At 60.9% G+C, this 17,927-nt stretch carries 20 protein-coding genes; 13 read left to right on the forward strand and 7 right to left on the reverse strand.

Annotated features, from left to right (window positions below; translation table 11 throughout):
- The 5 genes from BGP00_RS15515 to BGP00_RS15535 all read left to right on the forward strand — a co-directional run.
- Positions 1-331 (forward strand): zincin-like metallopeptidase domain-containing protein (locus BGP00_RS15515; RefSeq protein WP_292925766.1); only part of this gene is annotated, 331 nt, incomplete at its 5' end.
- Entirely contained in the window at positions 328-729 is a 402-nt protein-coding gene (locus BGP00_RS15520) for a DUF2958 domain-containing protein (protein WP_292690826.1), read from the forward strand. The genes BGP00_RS15515 and BGP00_RS15520, both read left to right, overlap by 4 nt.
- 159 nt (positions 730-888) lie before the next feature.
- Positions 889-2,754 (forward strand): ParB/RepB/Spo0J family partition protein, encoded by a 1,866-nt coding sequence (locus tag BGP00_RS15525; protein ID WP_292690828.1) that lies wholly within the window; start codon positions 889-891, stop codon positions 2,752-2,754.
- Between the two features lie 118 nt (positions 2,755-2,872).
- The gene (locus BGP00_RS15530; RefSeq protein ID WP_292690829.1) at positions 2,873-3,337 is read left to right on the forward strand and encodes a hypothetical protein; all 465 of its coding nucleotides are present in this window, start codon (positions 2,873-2,875) and stop codon (positions 3,335-3,337) included.
- A 259-nt stretch (positions 3,338-3,596) separates the two neighbouring features.
- Positions 3,597-4,106: a MucR family transcriptional regulator gene (locus tag BGP00_RS15535; RefSeq protein ID WP_292690831.1), complete on the forward strand. Its 510-nt coding sequence runs from the start codon at positions 3,597-3,599 to the stop codon at positions 4,104-4,106.
- A gap of 2 nt (positions 4,107-4,108) precedes the next feature.
- Here the strand turns inward: BGP00_RS15535 and BGP00_RS15540 are convergent, their stop codons facing one another.
- From BGP00_RS15540 to BGP00_RS15555, 4 genes are all read right to left on the reverse strand, one after another.
- A complete protein-coding gene (locus BGP00_RS15540; RefSeq protein ID WP_292690834.1) occupies positions 4,109-4,330 on the reverse strand; it encodes a hypothetical protein in 222 nt (73 codons plus the stop codon).
- Positions 4,330-5,958: an IS66 family transposase gene (locus BGP00_RS15545; RefSeq protein WP_292690836.1), complete on the reverse strand. Its 1,629-nt coding sequence runs from the start codon at positions 5,956-5,958 to the stop codon at positions 4,330-4,332. The genes BGP00_RS15540 and BGP00_RS15545 overlap by 1 nt, the downstream gene beginning before the upstream one ends.
- A 98-nt stretch (positions 5,959-6,056) precedes the next feature.
- Complete coding sequence (tnpB, locus tag BGP00_RS15550) at positions 6,057-6,404, reverse strand: IS66 family insertion sequence element accessory protein TnpB (RefSeq protein WP_273617544.1); 348 nt, start codon at positions 6,402-6,404, stop codon at positions 6,057-6,059.
- Positions 6,401-6,748, reverse strand: coding sequence for a transposase (locus BGP00_RS15555; RefSeq protein ID WP_273617543.1), 348 nt, complete (start codon positions 6,746-6,748; stop codon positions 6,401-6,403). The genes tnpB and BGP00_RS15555 overlap by 4 nt, the downstream gene beginning before the upstream one ends.
- Positions 6,749-6,987: 239 nt before the next feature.
- Here BGP00_RS15555 and BGP00_RS15560 point away from each other — a divergent pair, with 239 nt between their 5' ends.
- The 6 genes from BGP00_RS15560 (at position 6,988) to rlxS (ending at position 12,683) form a co-directional block, all read left to right on the forward strand.
- Positions 6,988-7,458: a hypothetical protein gene (locus BGP00_RS15560; RefSeq protein ID WP_292690841.1), complete on the forward strand. Its 471-nt coding sequence runs from the start codon at positions 6,988-6,990 to the stop codon at positions 7,456-7,458.
- A gap of 786 nt (positions 7,459-8,244) precedes the next feature.
- Entirely contained in the window at positions 8,245-8,565 is a 321-nt protein-coding gene (locus BGP00_RS15565) for a DUF736 family protein (RefSeq protein ID WP_292690843.1), read from the forward strand.
- Positions 8,566-8,762: 197 nt separating this feature from the next.
- On the forward strand, positions 8,763-9,032 hold the full coding sequence (locus BGP00_RS15570; RefSeq protein ID WP_292690845.1) for a helix-turn-helix domain-containing protein: 270 nt from the start codon (positions 8,763-8,765) through the stop codon (positions 9,030-9,032).
- Complete coding sequence (locus BGP00_RS15575) at positions 9,025-9,645, forward strand: S26 family signal peptidase (protein ID WP_292690847.1); 621 nt, start codon at positions 9,025-9,027, stop codon at positions 9,643-9,645. Before BGP00_RS15570 ends, BGP00_RS15575 begins: the two co-directional genes overlap by 8 nt.
- Before the next feature lie 125 nt (positions 9,646-9,770).
- The gene (locus BGP00_RS15580; protein ID WP_292691266.1) at positions 9,771-10,331 is read left to right on the forward strand and encodes a lytic transglycosylase domain-containing protein; all 561 of its coding nucleotides are present in this window, start codon (positions 9,771-9,773) and stop codon (positions 10,329-10,331) included.
- A gap of 342 nt (positions 10,332-10,673) precedes the next feature.
- Entirely contained in the window at positions 10,674-12,683 is a 2,010-nt protein-coding gene (gene rlxS / locus BGP00_RS15585) for a relaxase/mobilization nuclease RlxS (RefSeq protein WP_292690849.1), read from the forward strand.
- Between the two features lie 346 nt (positions 12,684-13,029).
- Here the strand turns inward: rlxS and BGP00_RS15590 are convergent, their stop codons facing one another.
- The 3 genes from BGP00_RS15590 to BGP00_RS15600 all read right to left on the reverse strand — a co-directional run bounded on the left by BGP00_RS15590 (position 13,030) and on the right by BGP00_RS15600 (position 15,418).
- A complete protein-coding gene (locus BGP00_RS15590; RefSeq protein WP_292690851.1) occupies positions 13,030-14,304 on the reverse strand; it encodes a glycosyltransferase in 1,275 nt (424 codons plus the stop codon).
- A 1-nt stretch (position 14,305) separates the two neighbouring features.
- Entirely contained in the window at positions 14,306-14,827 is a 522-nt protein-coding gene (locus BGP00_RS15595) for a DUF2141 domain-containing protein (RefSeq protein WP_292691268.1), read from the reverse strand.
- Positions 14,828-15,070: 243 nt separating this feature from the next.
- Positions 15,071-15,418 (reverse strand): hypothetical protein, encoded by a 348-nt coding sequence (locus tag BGP00_RS15600; protein ID WP_292925767.1) that lies wholly within the window; start codon positions 15,416-15,418, stop codon positions 15,071-15,073.
- On the opposite strand from BGP00_RS15600, the gene BGP00_RS15605 reads away from it, so the two are divergent.
- Positions 15,401-15,838 carry a hypothetical protein gene (locus tag BGP00_RS15605; protein WP_292690853.1) on the forward strand — a complete coding sequence of 146 codons (438 nt, stop codon included), beginning with the start codon at positions 15,401-15,403 and terminating at the stop codon, positions 15,836-15,838. The two genes, BGP00_RS15600 and BGP00_RS15605, sit on opposite strands and share 18 nt — an antisense overlap.
- A gap of 145 nt (positions 15,839-15,983) precedes the next feature.
- Entirely contained in the window at positions 15,984-17,918 is a 1,935-nt protein-coding gene (locus BGP00_RS15610) for a hypothetical protein (protein ID WP_292690854.1), read from the forward strand.
- Positions 17,919-17,927 lie beyond the last annotated feature (9 nt).

Below are 17,927 nucleotides of genomic sequence, written 5' to 3' on the forward strand. Positions count from 1 at the left end.
CGCCTCGGGGGAGCCTTGGGGTTTTGGGTGGGGCTGGAGGCTACCGATGATTTTGATCCCCCAACCGCCGTTTTTCGCTGGACTGTCAGGATATGTGGCCGAAATGGGTTCGGCCTTTCTTTGCGCCGCCTTGGGCATCGTGCCGACGGTGCGCCATGCCGATTATCTCGGCTCATGGCTGGAGGTGCTGCGCGAGGACAATCGGGCGATTTTTCGCGCCGCCAGTCAGGCCAGCAAGGCCGCCGAATGGCTGCTGACGCGGCATGCCGAATATAAGGCGGGCAAGAATGCGGGCGAAAACGCGACGGGCGAGGGGAGGGCGGCGGCATGAACCTCCTGCCCGAGAAAATCCGCGTGGCGCTGGCGGTCAATGCCGCCCGCCATATTATGGCGCGCCATCGCATCGAACAGGGCGAGGATCAGTCCGAACCTGACCCGGTGCCCCTGCTCAAACTGTTCAACCCTTGCGGCGCGGCGACATGGCTGGCCAGTGAACTGGCCGAGGATGGCGATACTTTGTTCGGGCTGGCCGATCTTGGCTTCGGATGCCCGGAACTGGGCTATTTCTCCTTGCGGGAAATTGCCGCCGTGCGCCTGCCTTTCGGGCTGCGGATCGAGCGCGACGAGACCTTTGCCAGCCGCCATCCGCTTTCGCTCTGGGCGCAGACCGCCCGTCATCTGGGTTCGATCACGCAGGCCGAAATCGCGCTGCATCTCATCGGGTTTTGACCTGAATTCATGCCGCCCGGCGCGGCGGCAATGAGCTTGTCGTGATCCCGATTGGAAGCGGGCACGACCGGACGCGGGCGGGCGTTTCCCGCTTCATCAAAACCGGTCCGCCACTCTTGGAAGGAACAGGCGGACCGGTACTCGCTTGGAGTAAAAGTCATGAAACTCGACTTTATCGAACTTGGCAAGCTTTGTGTCAGCAGGACCAATATGCGCTTTTCAAAGAAAGCGCCTGATGTGACCGACATCCTGCCGACCATGCGCCGCCATGGCGTCATCGTGCCGGTGCTGGTGCGCCAAAATGGTAGCCCCGAAACCTTCGAGATCGTCGCGGGCGCGCGGCGGTTCCATGCGGCCAGCCTGCTGGCCGAGGAACGCCGCGCGGCGGGGCAGGAGGTCGATGCCATGCCCTGCGCCATCCTCGAAAGCGGCGACAATGCCGATGCCATCGAGGCCTCGCTGATCGAGAACAGCGCGCGGCTCGATCCCGATGAAGTGACCCGCTGGGAATGCTTCACCCGTCTGGTGCGCGAGGGGCGCTGCGTGGAGGAACTTTCCACCACGTTCGGTCTGCCTGACCTTGCCGTACGGCGCATTCTCGCGCTGGGAAATCTGCTCCCGCGCATCCGCGAGGCCTATCGCCGCAAGGAGGTGGATGCGACCACCATTCGCCATCTGACCATGGCCAGCAAGAGCCAACAGAAGGCTTGGCTGGCGCTCTATGACGATCCCGAGGCCTATTGCCCGACCGGTTATCAGTTGAAGCAATGGCTGTTCGGCGGGCAGTCGATCCCGGTCACCCATGCCCTGTTCGACACGGCGGATATGAAGGGCATCGTCTCCGATCTCTTCGGCGAAGACAGCTATTTTGCCGATGCCGAAACCTTCTGGACCGCGCAGAATGCGGCCATCGCGGATCGCCGCGCGGCCTATCTGGACGAAGGCTGGTCTGATGTGGTGATCGTCCCGCCCGCCGAACATTTCCACACATGGGAGCATGAAAAAGCGCCCAAGCGCAAGGGCGGGCGCGTCTATATCGATGTACGCGCCAATGGCGAGGTGACGTTCCATGAAGGCTATGTCACGGCCAAGGAAGCCCGCCGCATCGAGCGCGGCGAGACGGTCAGTCCGGTGGCCAAAGCCCCGAGGCCGGAAATGACCGGGCCGATGCAAGCCTATATCGACCTGCACCGCCATGCCGCCTTGCGCGCGGCGCTGATCGATCATGGCGCGCTGGCTTTGCGCCTGATGGTCGCTCATGCCATCGCCGGTTCCTCGCTCTGGCATGTCAGCATCGAAAAGCAGGCGACCCGCAATGACGCGATTGCCCAGAGCGTCGAGAACAGCCGGGGCGAGGCGGATTTCGATGCGGCGCGGCGCAAGGTGCTGGCCCTGCTGGCGCTCGATCCTGACGAACCGACTGTTGCCGATTTGGGCAATGGTATGGGAAGTGATCTGGTCGTCATTTTCCTGCGCCTGATGGAACTGGACGATGCCGATCTGCTTTCCGTCATCGCCGTGGTGATGGGCGAAACGCTGGCCTCTGGAAGCGCTATTATCGAGGTGATCGGCCAGCATATCGCGATGGATATGGCGCCTTACTGGCAGGCCGATGATGCCTTTTTCGAGCTTTCCCGCGACCGCGAAGTGCTCACCGCGATGATGGCAGAGGTGGCGGGCGCGACCATCGCTGCTGCCAATGCAGGGGAAAAGACCAAGGTGGTCAAGACGATCATCCGGGGCCATCTCGAAGGCGCGGATGGGCGCGAAAAGCGTGAGGGCTGGGTGCCGCGCTGGATGGCTTTCCCGCCCGCCGCCTATACCGCGCGCGGTGGTGTCGGCACGGTCGATCAGGCCGCGCTGGCCGCTGATGCCAGCGCCCGGCGCACCCTGTCGGGGGATGGGCCTGACGATGAACTGCCCGATGATTTGGCCGATGATCTCAAAGAAGATGAAGGCCTTGATGGTCCTGAAAACCCCGATGGCCCGGATGCGCCGGATGACGGCGTGACGCTGGCCGCGTGAGGCGCGGCGGGGATGGGGCCGCGTGGCGTCATCCCCCCGCTTTACCACCAAACCGGACCGGGCCGCGCGCTCCCTTCGGTCCCGCGCGGCCCGGTCGTTTCCTTAAAAGGATAGTCCGATGGTTGATTGTGTTTCAGCCTCCATCACCATCGGCGGCATTGTGCCGCCCGCCGATCTGGATGATTTCATCGAGCGCATCATCGATCAGGAACTCTCGCTTGAATGGGACGGCGAGCCCTTTACCGCCGCCGATTGCATCACCGGTCAGCCGCTGTCGCTCATGACTCATGACGTGCCATGGGGCCGGTTCGACGCGCTCGAAGCCTTCTGCGTCGAGCGGGGATTGATCTTCACCCGCTGGTGCGATGGTTGCCGCCTGTGGGGGCCTCAGCTTGCGGTCTTCCATGGTCAGGGCAAGGTCATGAACTACCTTGCCGGTGACAAGGGGCAGGTGCTGCTCGACCGGGCGACGGCGGGCGGGCTGGGCAGTTTCGATGCCGTCATGGCATGGTTCGCCCATGCCGAACGCGCCGTTCCGCCGCTGGTGATCGCGGGGCCGGATGGGGAGCGGGGCCATGGCTGAGAATTGGGTGCAGGGCAGTTTTGCCTTTCGCTGCTCGTCTGCCGAGGCGGACACCACCGGCAGCGCCTTGTCGCGCATCCTGGAAATGTCGATCAGGGAAGAATGATCGCTGTATTTCTATGCCCGGTTTAATTTCTATACCCGATCTATACGCGCCGCCCGATCCCCATAGGGACCGGGCGGCGTTTTTGTGACGAATATTTGACCTGATCGCGCAAGCGGTCTAACCCTCGCGTCCCTCATCTGCATGAGGACGATCATGGCCGAGAACAATTCCGAAGGTGCGCCCAATTTCATCGAACTGGCGGGTGATATTACCATCGCCTGGCTCCAGAACCCCAATGTCAATCCTGCTGCCGAGGATGTTCCGGCTTTCCTCAAGTCCATGCATCTGGCGATTGCCGGGCTGGACGAAGCGCCCGCAGCCGAGCCTGTGTCCGAAGTCGTTGCTTACGAACCGGCAGTACCGGTACGCTCATCAATCAAACCCGACTATCTTGTCAGTCTGATCGATGGGCGCAAATACAAGACCTTGAAACGGCATCTTGCGACCCACGGACTGACGCCTGATACCTATCGCGCGCGTTATGGTTTGAAGCTCGATTACCCGATGGTCGCGGCGAATTTTGCTGCGCTCCGCCGCGGGATTGCCGAAAAGATCGGGCTTGGCCGCAAGAGCCTTGCTCGTCCTGATGCTGCTGGTGAAGCAATTGCCGTTCCCGCAGAGACGCAGGAAGCAGCGTACGCCTCCGATAGCGGCCGCCCGTGAGATCAGAATTGGCTCCGGCGGTTCTCGGCGATGATGTCCTGGAGACAGTCGACGCCATCGCTGGAGAGAGCAAGAACAGGCTCATCGCCCGTGCCGTAAACCCAGATCAGTCCGTCTTCGGTGTCCATCTGGTCGGTGAGGTCAAAGAGGAAGTCTTCATCTTCGCCCAGGTCCAGTGCGACCCTGGTGAGGGTCGTGACGGCATAGACCTTGTTTCTCTGCATTAGGCGGCCAATTCTGCAATTTGAGCCTGCTGGGTCGCTTTCCAGTTCCACGGAAGCAACTCATGCAACTGGCCTTGGGGTATGTCAGCGATGCGGGCGAGCACGTCGGTAAACCAGGCCAGCGGATCTATGCCGTTAAGTCGGGCCGAGCCAAAGAAACTGTACATCATCGCTGCCCGCTCACCGCCGCGATCGGAGCCGACGAACAGCCATGCTTTTCTGCCTCGAGCCACACCGCGCAGCTGCCGCTCGGCCGCATTGTTTGTGAGACAGATCCTGCCATCGCCAAGGAAGGCGGTGAAACCCTCCCAGTCGTTGAGCATGTATGCGATGGCCTTGGCAACAGCATCGTGACGCGAGAGCAAGCCAAGATGCGTGCGCATCCAGACTTCGAGATCGCGCACAAGCGGGGCAACGCTGTCCTGCCGAACCTGCAGGCGCTGGGCGACGGATTGGCCATTGATGGTGTGCTCAATGGCAAAGATCCGGTCGATTTGCTCCAGCGCCTCCATGGCAAGAGGTGAGACGATAGGCGGCTTGCCCTTTTTGCGTTTGAGTTGGCGCGCGACATCGACCAGTTCGAAGAACTGGCGACGTGAATGGGCCCAACAATTGGCGCGGGTCATGGTGCTTTGCCGGAACATTTCATTGAAACCGGCAAAGCGATCAACCTGAAGGATGCCGCCATATCCGGCCAGATGACCACGGGGATGTTCTCCCTTGCGATTGCGGGAGTAATAGCAGACCACGCCGGGCGGCGAGAGCCCGCCAAAGGGGCTGTCATCGCGCACGTAATCCCAGATTCTGGCGATATCGGTCTTGTATCTGGCCAGCAGCGGCAGAGTGGTGTCATCGGCATGGAGCCGATCACCGCCAAGAACATGGGCTTCAAGGAGAAGGAACAAGGGCCTTGTCACGACACTGATGGCACCGATCTGGTCCGCCAGTGTCGAGAGACTGATCGGAATGCCTTCGGCTTCAAGCCGGTCGCGCTGAGAATTGAGCGGTTGGTGCAGACCATATTTCTGGAAGGCGAGGTTGGCGAGAAAGTGCGGCCCGAACATGCCGCGCGGCGTCACATGGAATGGCGCCGGGGGCTGGCTGATTTTCTCGCAACGACGACAGGAGACCTTCTCGCGGATCGTGCGGATAACCTTGTGGCGCGCAGGCACCTTCTCAAGCGTTTCGGTGATGTCGGCGGGTAAGCGGCTGAGACTGCCCGAACCACAACAGGGACATTGTTCAGGCGCCGGGATCACGATGTCTTCGCGCGGCAGATCGGCTGGAAAGTCGCGGCGCGTGGCGCGCTTGCGGGTGAATGGGGCAACGCTTGTAGTCCTGGCCGCAGCGATCTGGCCTTCCATCTCAGCCGCACTGGCATCGGCCTCTGCTTCTTCAAAGGCGATCTCGAACTGATCAAGCACCCGCCGACGTTCGGAACTCGCGCCATATTTATCGCGGCGCATCTTCTCGTTCATCAGCTCAAGATGTGCGTTACGAGCCTGCAGATCGGCATTGACGGCCCGAACTCTGGCCAGTTCCGCTTCCGTCTCGAGAGCATGAGCCTGCGCACAGGACAACTCGGCGCGCAGGCGTGACAGCTCCTGGGAAGGCTCAATTGCGGACATGCGCCCGCATAGCAGAAATTCGTCAAAACCCCAGCATTTTCGCCATTTTCAGCGCCATTCCACCTTTCAGGAAAGCGCCCGAATGCGGGCTGAGTGCATCAACCAACCTGTGCCGGGCGCCAGGTTTCCTGCGGCGCGCGCCAGTCGATCCCTTCGAGCAGACATGCCAGTGCCGAGGCCGGGATCGCCACTGTTCCTTCCTTTGTTGCCGGCCAGACGAACCGCCCCCGCTCCAGGCGGCGGATGTATAAGGACATAGCAATCCCGTCATGCCACAGGATCTTGCACAAAGATCCGCTTCGTCCCCGGAAGACAAACAGGTCGCCGGTATGCACGTCCTTCCTGAGTGCCTGTTGCACCTGCAATGCCAGTGAGCGCATGCCTCGCCGCATATCGGTATGTCCCAGCGCCAGCCAGATCCGCGCATTGCCTGAAACGGGGATCATCGCGACAGCGCCTGCAGGACAGCGGTTGCCAATGGCAATGGCGCATGTTCGCCGATTTCCACTTCCGCTCCGTTCAGGCACACCCTGATGGCGCAAGCCCGGCGGGCAACTTCAGGTGGATCGGGCTGCACGACGACTTGCGCAAAACCTTGCGTTCCACCGTCCGGCGTAAAGCCAAACTCCTTGCGCCACCGGTAAAGCTGGCTTGGATGCACATCGGCCGCCCGCGCAACATGGGCCAGAACCGCACCAGGGGCAAAAGCCCGCGCCAATAGCGCCAGCTTCTCTGCATCATCCCAAATCCGACGGCGCTCCGAGCCTGCAAAAACCGTTACTTGTCCCACCACTGATCCTTCGCACCAGTGCTAACACCAGAGCTAGCACCGGGGCCTAAATCCACACCGGATGGGCATCCACAAGGCGGCCGCTATCGGAGGCGTACGAAGCAGCGCCTGCGGCGGCGAAAGAATATGCCGCTCCGGTCGCTTCGAGTGTGACGGCAAAGAGCGTTGCCCGTAAGTCAAAGGCCCGAACGGACAAGAGTTCTGTAGCCGCGACTACGGCCTCACCGCCGGCTGCCGAGGTGCAGCCTGCCGTCGAGACGACACTCGCCGCCGAGGCAAAGAGCAAACCCGCGCGCGCCTCTCGCAAGGTTAAGCAAGAAGCGGCATTGCTTGTCGATACGACTGTGCCCGCCGAACCGGTAAAGCCAGTGGCGACCAGAAAGCGGCGGATGGCGCGTGAACCCGAAGCCGCCGCAAGCGTCGTTGTCGCTTCCGATGCGCATGTCGCTGAACCCGTGGCGGATGGCACGAGCCCGCGCAAGCGCAGCGCTACAAAGGCGAAATCCACTTCGCCTGCCGAAGCTGAGGCCACCGAAAGCAAAGCCGTCAAGCCGGTCAAAGTGAAGGCTGCCGCCGCGAAAACGGGTAAGGCTAAGGTCGCAGATCCGAAACCGGCAGCTACGCCCGGGGCCGTTCTCGCCCCCGCCGGTCGCAGCAAAGGGAAAAAATCGGCTGCGAAAGCCGTGGCACCTGCCGCTCAGGAAGCGTGACGCACGGCATGATCAGATCGCGGCGGCGCCCGCCCCTTAAGGGACGGGCGCCGCTTTGTCTGGAGCGTGGAAAAAGACAGGGACGCTGCTTGAACGCCGCTTCTTCGAGCTCTTTGATGATCTTTGGAGGGAATCGCTGAGCTTGCAATCTCTCTCGTGAAATGGGTTCAGGCCTCTAGGGTCCTGCCCCCAAGCCAGTTGCGGCATGGGATTTTGAGCCTTGCGCAGCGGTTCCCGATGATGGTGAAAGGGTCGTCGCTCCCTGATCCGGTCCTTGCCCGATGTGGGTGATTGTCAGCGTTGCATAGCTCCCGAAGCGGGGTGCAAGCGAGGTGGAAACCATGCCGCACCTGTCACAGCGCCGGAGCAGGTTTGCTATGTTTCGTTCCTGTGCCGATGCCCGACAGCCGAGGCAAAGCAGGGCTGATCCGTGCTGTTTTGGGGATGGATCTCGCGGCTGAAAGCATCGCCGGGTAGCGCAAAACCTCACGCTTTTTGCATCTGACGGATGACCTTTTCTCGCAATTTGCCGCGCGGCCTTTCCTTCTTTTTACCCCGCACCATTCCGGCTCACGGGCCAAGACCTGGACCGGTCGCGGGGCGCGCGAAACCATCGCAGGGAACTTATTTCCCCGCCCCTGACAGGGCTCCTCGCGAGGCAAATAAGCCCCCCGCTCAGGTCCTCCGATTCACTGCGGCCATTCGGTTCACGACCCCGCTATGCCCGGTCCTTTGGTCGGCCCATCGCCCGGAAATGGTTCGGGGCGAAACATCAGGAGAAGACCAATGGCTGCTATCGGATATGTCACCCGTCAGGGCAAAGGCTTCAAGGGCCAGTTGCGCACCCTTTCGATCCGCGCCGATATCGAGATCATTCCCAACCAGCGTAAGGCCGGCGACACCCAGCCCGATTATCGGGTCTCGGCGGGCGGGATCGAGGTCGGCGCAGGCTGGATCCGGCGCGGCGAAATGAGCGGCAAGGACTATGTTTCGCTCTCGCTGGCCGCCCCGGAGTTCGGGCCGCGACGCCTCTATGCCAATCTCGGTCGGGCCGCCGGGCAGGATGATGACGATACTTTCGCCATCATCTGGAACCCCAATGACTGAATGAAAAGCCCCGCGCCGCAACCGGCGCGGGGCATCGCTTTTCGGCATAAAGGATCGTTGCAGACAGATGTCATGAGAGGGTCGCAATCGGCCCCCCCGCTTTGCGACCCTCCCGCAAAACTCGCCCGTGATCCATCCGCGTTTGAAGCGCGGCGAGATTCTCGCCGCCTCAGGCAGCAAGATGATGGAGCAGGATCATGGAGCATGACGAGCCCTCGACATCCCTTCCCGATGATGATGCCGATGACGATGCCGGGCAGCGCGCGGGGATCGCGCGCAGGACCTGTCCCTATCTCACCGCCAAACAGGCCGCCTATCATCTGGGTCTTGCCAGAATGACCCTCAAACGCATGCGGCAGAACGGCACCGGGCCGCGCTCCCGCCTGCATGGCCGGGCCCTGCGCTATCACATCGACGATCTGGAGGCATGGTCGCTTGGCCAAAAGCGCGGTGAAGGCGATGACTGAGCGCCAGGAAAAAGCGGGGCTTGCAGTCTCGCCGCGCAAGCCCGCCATGCAGCTTTCCATCTGGATGGAGGGCAGTCGGCAACGCGCTGCCCGTCGTCGCCGGTTGCGACGCCGGGCCTGCCTGATGATAGCGGGACTGGTCGCTGGATTGATAGGGCTCGGGGGCACGATCCTGCTGCCTCCCGCCCCGCGTCTGCTCTGGAATGCCAGCGCCAGCGCCCCGGTCGGGCTCTACCTTGTCGAGCCCGTAAGCCTGCCTGCGCGCGGCGATCTGGTGATTGCCTGGCCGCCCGAAGCTGTCCGGCGCCTTGCTGCCGGGCGGAACTATCTGCCCGCCAATGTGCCGCTGGTGAAGCGTGTGGCAGCGGTGCAAGGCGACCTTGTCTGCGCGCGCGGGGCAAGGATTGTGATCAATGGTGCAACGGTTGCAACGAGGCGCGCGGTCGATGGATCGGGCCGCGCATTGCCGCACTGGCAGGGCTGCTTTCGTCTCGGGCAAGGCACCTATTTCCTGCTGATGAGTGAGCATGCCGACTCATTCGACGGGCGCTATTTCGGGCCGGTCGGCGCGGGCAATATTGTCGGTAGGGCGCGCTTGCTATGGGCGCGCTGAGTATGGCGATGCGCGTTTTCATCGTCCCCGGCATGATCGGCGCGGCGATGACGATAGCTTCGCCTGTCGACGTGAAAGCCGAATCCGCTGTGCCCGACAGGCGCGCGCCGGATGCGCCGGAAGCCATGGGAGAAGGCATGGGGCGATGGTATCGGGAAATGGCCGAAGCCTCGCACCGTTTTGGCCTGCCTGTTGCGTGGATCGAACAGGTCATGCTCGCCGAAAGCCGGGGCATGACGCTCTGGCAGGGCAGGCCGATCACCAGCAGGGCAGGCGCGATGGGGCTGATGCAATTGATGCCCGCGACCTGGGCGGCGATGCGCGAGGCGCTTGGATTGGGCGAGGATCCCTATGATCCGCGCGACAATATTCTGGCCGGGACCGCCTATCTGCGGGCGATGTATGATCGCTTTGGCTATCCCGGCCTCTTTGCCGCCTATAATGCCGGGCCGGGACGCTATCAGGCAAGCCTGATGGGCCGAAGGGCGCTTCCGGTCGAGACGCGCGACTATCTGCTCAAGGTCAGCCGAGGCACTTCTCTCGCGGTTTCCCGGCCGGTGGAGGCAGTGCGTCCGGCGATTTTCGTGGTTTTGGGCAAGACGATCGAGAGCGGGGTGACCGGTGCCGATCGTGACGGTGGTGAGGGGCGCGAAGAAGCGCTGTTCGTCGTGAGGAAGAGGCTGTGAAGGCGGGCAAGGACAGGCTTTGTTCGGTCTTTGGCATGCGCGCCGTGAGCGATGATGGCCCGGTGGTGTACGGGGGCATGGCGCCGGGATTGGAAAGGGCCGGAAGGCGGCAGGACAACAGGCCAGGGGGAGGCGGCGTAAGGCAAGATAAAGCTGTGGCACTGCGTTGCCATAAGGTCTTGTCTGCACATCGTTTTTTTGAGGGTTTCCTGGCACTGCCGCTTTCGCTGGGGTGCTATGGTTTCAAGAATTCCCGCTTTTTCAGATGTTTGAATGGTGCTTTGGCCGCTGGCTGGCCACGCCCGTCGATTTGCGGGTTGAAGCCCCGCCGGAAGGCCGGTCATGGCCGGGGATGACGAATTCAAGCCCAGGCTCGGCTCTATAGGCGATGCGGGCAAGGCCTCGACCCCGCGCTATCTCGGGCGGGTGCTGGCGGCGGTCAATCTTGCTCGCGGCGGAGCGGCGCGCAAGGGCGGCAAGGGCGCCTTCTCCGGGAGCCGGACCGGGCGCGGCCATGGGGTGGGCCGGGTGCTGGCGAGCCGGAGCGGGCAAGGAGGGCTTCATGCCCGCCGGGTGATCGTCAAGGCGAGCATCATCATGATGACAGGCAGGGGGGCTGCCGCAGCAGCAGCGCATATGCGCTATCTCCAGCGTGACGGGACCACGCGCGAGGGGGAGCGCGGCACGCTGTACGGGCGCGACGAGGAGGCCTTGGACGGCAAGGCGTTCGGCGAGCGATGCGCCGGGGATCGGCATCAGTTCCGCTTCATCGTCTCGCCTGAGGATGGCGATCAATATGAGGATCTCAAACCCCTGACCCGCAGGCTGATGGCGCGCATGGAACAGGATCTGGGCACGAAGCTCGACTGGGTGGCGGTCGATCATTTCAACACCGGCCATCCGCACAGCCATATTCTGGTGCGGGGAAAGGACGAGCGGGGCGAGGATCTGGTGATTGCGCGCGATTATATGACCAGGGGGCTGCGCGAGCGAGCATGTGAACTGGTCGATCTCGATCTGGGGCCGCGCACGATGCGTGAGGTCGAGACAGTGCTCAAAGCCGAGGTCGAGCAGGAGCGCCTGACCTCGCTCGACAGGGCTTTGCTCAGGAGCGCGGGGCCGGAGCGCGAGGTGGCGGTTTCAGGCGGCAGTGCCTTCGATCAGACCTTGCGCGCAGGGAGGCTGGCCAAGCTCGCGCGAATGGGGCTTGCCGAGTCCGCAGGCGAGGGGCGATTCAGGCTGGCGCCGGATCTGGCCGAGACGCTGAAGCGCATGGGTGAGCGCGGCGATATCATCCGCACCATGCAGCGCGAGTTTTCGCGCGCCGGTGTGGAGCGTTCGGCCATGGATCAGGTTATCCATGATCCGGCGCGGGTCGATGCGCAGGCGCTGGTCGGACGGGTCATGGCGCATGGCCTGTCCGATGAGCATGCGGATCGCCATTATCTGATCGTCGATGCGCTCGACGGGCGCAGCCATTATGTCGATGCCGGGCAGGGCAAGGATCTCGCGCTTGCCGGCGATCATCTGAGGGCAGGGGCGATTGTCCGGATCGAGGGTGCGAGAGCCGGGATCAGGCCATCGGACCGGGTGATTGCCGAGGTCTCGGCGGCGCATGGCGGGCGCTATGATGTCGAACTCCATCTGCGCCATGATCCCACCGCGACCGAAAATTTTGCCCGGACTCATGTCCGGCGGCTTGAGGTGATGCGGCGCGGCGGCGGAGCGGTGACGCGCGAGCCGTCGGGCCAATGGATCATCGCCCCCGATCATCTCGAGCGGGTGCTGGCCTGGGAGGAAAAGCAGGTGCAGGGCAGGCCGGTTACGATAACCAGCCTCTCCACGCAGTCGCTGGAGCGCATGGTCGATGTGGAAGCCGCGACCTGGATCGATCGGGCGCTGGTGGAGAAGGGACCGGGGCCGCTATCCGGTGATCTATCAGCAGTCCGCGATGCCGGCTTTGGGCACGACCTGCGCGATGCCATCGACCGGCGCCGCCAGTGGCTGGTCGCGCAGGGTTTTGCCGAGGAAGGCGCGACCGGTTTCGCCAAAGGCATGCTTGAGGCGCTGCAGCGGCGGGAATTGCTCAAGGTCGCAGGTCAGTTGTCAGGTGAGCTTGGTTTGTCTTTCGAGGAGGCCAGGCAGGGGCAGCGGATCGAGGGCATTTATCGCCGACCCGTCGAGCTTTTGAGCGGGCGTTTCGCGGTGATCGAAAGGGCGAAGGATTTCACGCTGGTGCCCTGGAAGCCGGTGCTCGAGCGGCGGGCTGGGCAGGGAGTATCGGGTCTTATGCGCGGGGATGAGGTCAACTGGTCGGTTGGCAGGGGACGAAATGGGCCCGATATTTCGTGACCGGATAGGCCGGGATGAGGGGAGAGCCATGTGCGAGGACGCGATGACCATCATCCCGCCGCATAGCTGGCGGAAGGTCAAGGCCGATAGGGGGCAAGGGCGGCAGCCTGTTTTTCGTGTGCTTGCTGGCAATCATCATGCGCCTGCTTTGCTCTCCCCGCACTCCTGAACGAAGTGCGGGGAAAATGTCTCACATGGAAGCCCGATTGGGCCAGGCAGCTCTGCCGGTCCAGGCGAGATGGTCTGTTTCATGCCGAAAGCCGGCAGGACGTTAAGAGCGGCAAGCGGGGCCTTTCGATTTGTCCAGATTGCGTCTGTGCCGTTTGTGAGGCTGCACAGATCTCGTTCAGACCGCCTGAGAAAAGCATGGCGGTTCTTCACTCATGACCGACGAGTTCGCGGCATGCGGGTGATACATCGATCTTGGGAGAATCTGACCTGATCGGCCATATGCCAAATCCGCAGTGCCCCTTCCTTCCCCATACAGTCGGAACAGATCCTCGAAATGAGCATCCATCGTGCGTGTTCCGCGAGCCGCGCTGCGGGCGGTCAATTGATGGCCCGCCCGTCCTTCTTTGGCGAATTGCCGAATGGTTTGGGCAAGGCTGGCGGCATTGGCGGAGGCATAGTGATGGCCGGCACCCTCCACCAGATGTTCGCGCGCAGCTCCGCTGTCGGGGAGCAGCATGGGCACCCCGCTTGCACGCGCTTCGGCTGCGATCATGCAAAAAGTCTCCGATTCGCTGCCGTGTACGAGGGCATCGCCGCTTGCCAGAAAGGTGGCGAATTTCCGGCGATCAAGGATGGGCGGGATGAGCCTTATATGAGGGTTGCCCGACACGGCCTTCTGGACGGCTGCCGTGGATCGCCCGTCCCCGGCAATCATGAGCGCGATGGGCCATTCATAGCCGCAGGCCGTGACGGCTTCGACGATCATGGGCCAGCGCTTTTCAGGGGCATGCCTTCCCGCGCCGATCAGGAGGATTGCATCCTCGTCGAGATGGCATTGCGACAGGAGATGCCGTCGAAGGTTCGGATCGCGATTGGCAGCGGAGAATAGGCCCGGCTGGACGCCCATGGGGTTGAAAACGGTATTCCGCAAGCCGCCTTCACGCAGCCTTTGTGCAAGATCCGTACTGGCGCACACGACATGGTCGAAACAATCGTCCAGTCTGCGCAGCCTTTGCCAGAACCAGTCGAACCCGCGGTCGATGACCCGCCGGCTCGCCACTCTGCGGAACCAGCGGTAGGCGTAATTGCCCAGTGGATCGGCATGCATGATCAGGCTGCGCGGCACATTCGCCCGCCAGTTGGCGACCATCGTTGCACTGCTCCAGGGGGTGGAGGCTTCGACGAAATCGGGTTTCAGTTCATTGAGTTTCGCGTGCAGGGCGGCTTCGTCATCGAAATAGTGATAGCGCCCATCGAGTGGAAATCGCTTGCCCGCGACATATTCAATTCGGGCTCGAGGGCCGATCACTTCAACCCCGGGCCTCGTGGAGGGCACCAGGATCACAATCTCATGACCCAGTCGAGGCCCGGCGAGCAACTTGTGACGAATATAGGTTTTTACGCCGCCGCCGAGGGGAGAGTAAAAGGCACATACATCGACGATCCGCATGTCAGCGCTCTCCGACCGGGCCAAAGGACAGGAATTTCTGGCTGTAATTGAGAACGATGCGGGATCGCTTCGGCTGCGGGCCCGCAAGCAGAAGGGCTTCGTCTGCTTTGGGTTTGCGCCAGCCGATCTTTGGATTCTGGCCAAACCCGATACCATCGATCAGGACGCCGAACTTTCGGTTGGAGTCGCGGTCATGAAGCAGGCTGACCGCATAGGGGCCCGGCGCCGGAACCCGGATGCACATCTGGATCGGTGCATCGCCGGTTATGGCAAGTTCGAGACGGCGAAAGGCCTTGCCCTGTGAAACGAGGATGTTGTCGTCCTGCAGAAAGTCATCATCATTGGCGGGATAGACTTCCAGCTTCAGCAAGCCGCTACGGTCTTTCAGACCTACGACGTCGATAATGAACGCGGGACCATTCTCGTCGGGGCGACATGGGGCCTCCGCTTTCCCGAGTTCACGCGAAGAGGGAATGGCGACGCTCGCTGCTGCAAAGACCGCGAGCCATGCATTAAAAATCATCATGGATAAGGATGGCTTTCAGCATATGCTGATCGCTCAGGGCATTTCAGCCGTGGCACCAGCAACATCATCCGGAGTGAAGCCGCACTTGCCTCCTGCCTCCAAAGCAGGAGGTAGGCCAGACCGGTGCGATCATGCGAAACTCGTATCGACGACAAGACGCGACCATGCAGGTCATGCGTATCGGGTGCATCAAGGAGATGACTGTGTCGATGATACGATCACGGCCGAAAGCCGTGCCTGTCAGACGATCGCAGGTGGGCGGATTAACTCGCTGTGATGATCCTGAGCCGTGAATGTAGTCGTATGCGGGCCCATAGCGGTCAGGCTGACATGTGGGGTCATTGCAACCAAAGCGGGATAGGTCGTCCTGTCTGCGGCCGGATCGCCGTGCTGATGGCGGTCGGGCGACATGCCATGGTTGCGGACACTGTCCTCGCTGGCGCTGAGGACAGTGAGGGTGGCCCGAGCATGATGCTCTTGCATATGATGGCGGTAGAAAGTCGGAGCGCCGTGGGATGCCAGAAGGGCAGCGCAAAGCATGGCAAGCAAAAGCCGCGCTGAGAATCGGTAATGCTGGGCGATAGTCATCGCGAAGGCTTTGCTCCTTTGCACGTACCGCATACAATCATTGGCAGGGGCTTCCAAACGGCAAATTGTTTCAAATTATATCGCGAGCGGCTCGCAATTGCCTGTGCGGGAGGCGGTGCATCCTGGACGTGTTCTGATCCAACTCATGCCGATGCTGAAGCGCGATCACTTGCGCTTGAAAAGCGACTATTGTTCCTGAGCAACGGAAGCGAGAAGAAAATGACCGACTATGACGACTACCGGCCGACCCTTTCAGTCATCCAAGATGCCATCGATAAAGCTCAGAAAAACCCTAATTTAGATAAACCTGCGCCCAGTGATGATTACATCGCTTGGGTGGTCCTTCAGGAACTCCGTCGAGCAGGATGGATGGTCAGCCGAAATCCTGACGCTGATCGCTCACCAATCCAGCCCCGTTGATGAGTTTATGAGCTGATCGATGCGGCTTTCACGCCAGCGTTGGGAAAGTGTTACAAACGCAGTCAAGTTTGTCAGGTCGAATTGATGCCCCCGCCCAACTAGGTATTAATATGGCTGAGCTTGGCAAGGGAGCTTTGGCTGGCACATGTCTGATGACAATCCGTTCGGTTACAAGGACCACGCCCCTTTTTCAGGATTTTCCGACGAACTGGTCTATGGGCTCACGCCCGATGGCAATTCGGTCCACATTTCACGGGCCGAACGTGGTCTGAGCTGTGGTTGCCGGTGCCCCGCCTGCCACCAGACTTTGATCGCAAGGAAGGGCAAAAAGAAGATTCACCATTTTGCACATTATGCCAGGGGAGGCACCTGTTCACATGTGGTGGAAACCAATGCTCACGCCTGGGCCAAGGAAGTACTGGATCGGGTGAAGTGGATCACTTTGCCAGAGGTCATTGCCGAGCATGATGGCAAGAAGGTGATCAGGCATCCCTCGCAGCGATATGAATTTGCAGGAGCTCGGCTGGAGAAGCAGCTCGACAACATCATCCCGGACGTCGTTCTGGTTCTCAAGAATGGTATTGAGCTTATCGTTGAAGTCCGCGTCACCCATGCCTGTGATGAGCGTAAGATCGATAAGCTTCGCCAGAGTAATCTTTCCGCCATCGAAATCGATTTGAGGCATTATCGAACCTCGCAGGATCGTTTGGCAGTCGAGCAGGCACTTTTAGTCAGAGCAGGACGCGCATGGCTCAATAACGCAAAAAAGATGCAATATGATGCCCAATTGCGTGAACGCTTGGAGGCCCAGCGCGCAAAGGAAGAGGCTGACGCGAAAGCCGCAGCGGAATTCGAGCGGAAGCGGGAAATTGCCCAGCTTGAACGGGATCGGCGCCGGGTCGAACGCGAAATTGCCCCCCTGCTGAAGACTTCCCGGACCACTCCGGCCTTGAATGTGCAAGAAACCGAAGAGCTCAATAAATGTCTGGAAGAGTTTAGTTTCGTACCGTTTGCAAAGGTGGGTTCGATCGGCTTTACTGTTCCGGATAAGTTTTGGCAGGTTGAGCTCGCAAGAGAAATTTTCACCTATCCCGCAGCCTTGCATTACCATCGAGAGGCTATTTCAGTTTCGAATATGCTGGAAATGGTTGATCAGTGGATACTACCCGAATTTCGTAAAGTTATTAGTCCGGCAGGTGATCGGCGACTGAAAGAGATTTTCCCCGGTCGGCGCTTACCTCTCAAGGCTATTGAGGCCTTTGCCGCTCGGCTGACAGCCAACGGCCTTCTCGAAATCGTTGGCCACAACCTCTTTCAGGTCAGTCAGATTTTCGCGGAAGAAATGCAGGAGAGTATTGAGCGCCGGATCGCCTACGAAAATCGGAAAACGGATATTTCCTCAAAGGTCCAGTCACTGCTTGATGCTTTGCCAAAACAGGAGGCAGCAGATTTCAGCATCCACAACTGGTTCGAGAAAACTATCGATCGACTGCAGGCTTCCCCCGAGCATTTGTGTCGTGATGAGCGCTGGTCTGCTTTGCATGAACTCAAATCTGCGCTGCACAAAATCAAGGTGATGTGCGATGGTGGGGAAATTGTTGATGATCTTTTAGGGCTTCCTTTCCAGGGTGAATTGCTGCGCGCCAAACGACGTGTGCAGGAGGAGAGCCTCCAGGCATCCCAAAGGCGAAGGCTACGCTTGCGAGCCGCCGCATCTTCGACACTGGGCGATGAGGCGAACGGCTGGCTTTCAGCTCCGTCTGAGGATGATGAAGAAATTAGTCGGATTGACTTTGCGGGACTGGATGAGTCGAGCCTGTGCAACATGCTCAATATGTTGCATGGCGCTGATCTCGACAGGCGGTTGAGGTTAGCGGCCGAAGCAGAAGTGCTTGCCTGCAAGGGCGACCTGACCGCTCGTGCCGCGCAGGTATTGAGGGCAGACAAAGTGCCAGTGTTTCTCAATGCCCAACACTCGAAGCTCGGCATTTCTCCACTTCAGCATTGCATCGATCGACGTACGCTGGCTGAATGCGTTGCTCTGCTTCCGCGTCCAAGGCGTAAGCGGTCCGGGAGATAGATCGCCTTT

Origin of the sequence: Novosphingobium sp. 63-713, assembly GCF_001898925.1 — a bacterium.
GTDB lineage: Bacteria > Pseudomonadota > Alphaproteobacteria > Sphingomonadales > Sphingomonadaceae > Novosphingobium.

Coding starts and splice junctions, on each gene's coding strand:
- BGP00_RS15580 (WP_292691266.1), top strand. CDS start 9,771: ATGGGAGAAGGCATGGGGCGATGGTATCGGGAAATGGCCGAAGCCTCG.
- BGP00_RS15575 (WP_292690847.1), top strand. CDS start 9,025: ATGACTGAGCGCCAGGAAAAAGCGGGGCTTGCAGTCTCGCCGCGCAAG.
- rlxS (WP_292690849.1), top strand. CDS start 10,674: ATGGCCGGGGATGACGAATTCAAGCCCAGGCTCGGCTCTATAGGCGAT.
- BGP00_RS15525 (WP_292690828.1), top strand. CDS start 889: ATGAAACTCGACTTTATCGAACTTGGCAAGCTTTGTGTCAGCAGGACC.
- BGP00_RS15540 (WP_292690834.1), bottom strand. CDS start 4,330: ATGCAGAGAAACAAGGTCTATGCCGTCACGACCCTCACCAGGGTCGCA.
- BGP00_RS15595 (WP_292691268.1), bottom strand. CDS start 14,827: ATGATTTTTAATGCATGGCTCGCGGTCTTTGCAGCAGCGAGCGTCGCC.
- BGP00_RS15600 (WP_292925767.1), bottom strand. CDS start 15,418: ATGACTATCGCCCAGCATTACCGATTCTCAGCGCGGCTTTTGCTTGCC.
- tnpB (WP_273617544.1), bottom strand. CDS start 6,404: ATGATCCCCGTTTCAGGCAATGCGCGGATCTGGCTGGCGCTGGGACAT.
- BGP00_RS15520 (WP_292690826.1), top strand. CDS start 328: ATGAACCTCCTGCCCGAGAAAATCCGCGTGGCGCTGGCGGTCAATGCC.
- BGP00_RS15570 (WP_292690845.1), top strand. CDS start 8,763: ATGGAGCATGACGAGCCCTCGACATCCCTTCCCGATGATGATGCCGAT.
- BGP00_RS15565 (WP_292690843.1), top strand. CDS start 8,245: ATGGCTGCTATCGGATATGTCACCCGTCAGGGCAAAGGCTTCAAGGGC.
- BGP00_RS15610 (WP_292690854.1), top strand. CDS start 15,984: ATGTCTGATGACAATCCGTTCGGTTACAAGGACCACGCCCCTTTTTCA.
- BGP00_RS15545 (WP_292690836.1), bottom strand. CDS start 5,958: ATGTCCGCAATTGAGCCTTCCCAGGAGCTGTCACGCCTGCGCGCCGAG.
- BGP00_RS15605 (WP_292690853.1), top strand. CDS start 15,401: ATGCTGGGCGATAGTCATCGCGAAGGCTTTGCTCCTTTGCACGTACCG.
- BGP00_RS15530 (WP_292690829.1), top strand. CDS start 2,873: ATGGTTGATTGTGTTTCAGCCTCCATCACCATCGGCGGCATTGTGCCG.
- BGP00_RS15590 (WP_292690851.1), bottom strand. CDS start 14,304: ATGCGGATCGTCGATGTATGTGCCTTTTACTCTCCCCTCGGCGGCGGC.
- BGP00_RS15535 (WP_292690831.1), top strand. CDS start 3,597: ATGGCCGAGAACAATTCCGAAGGTGCGCCCAATTTCATCGAACTGGCG.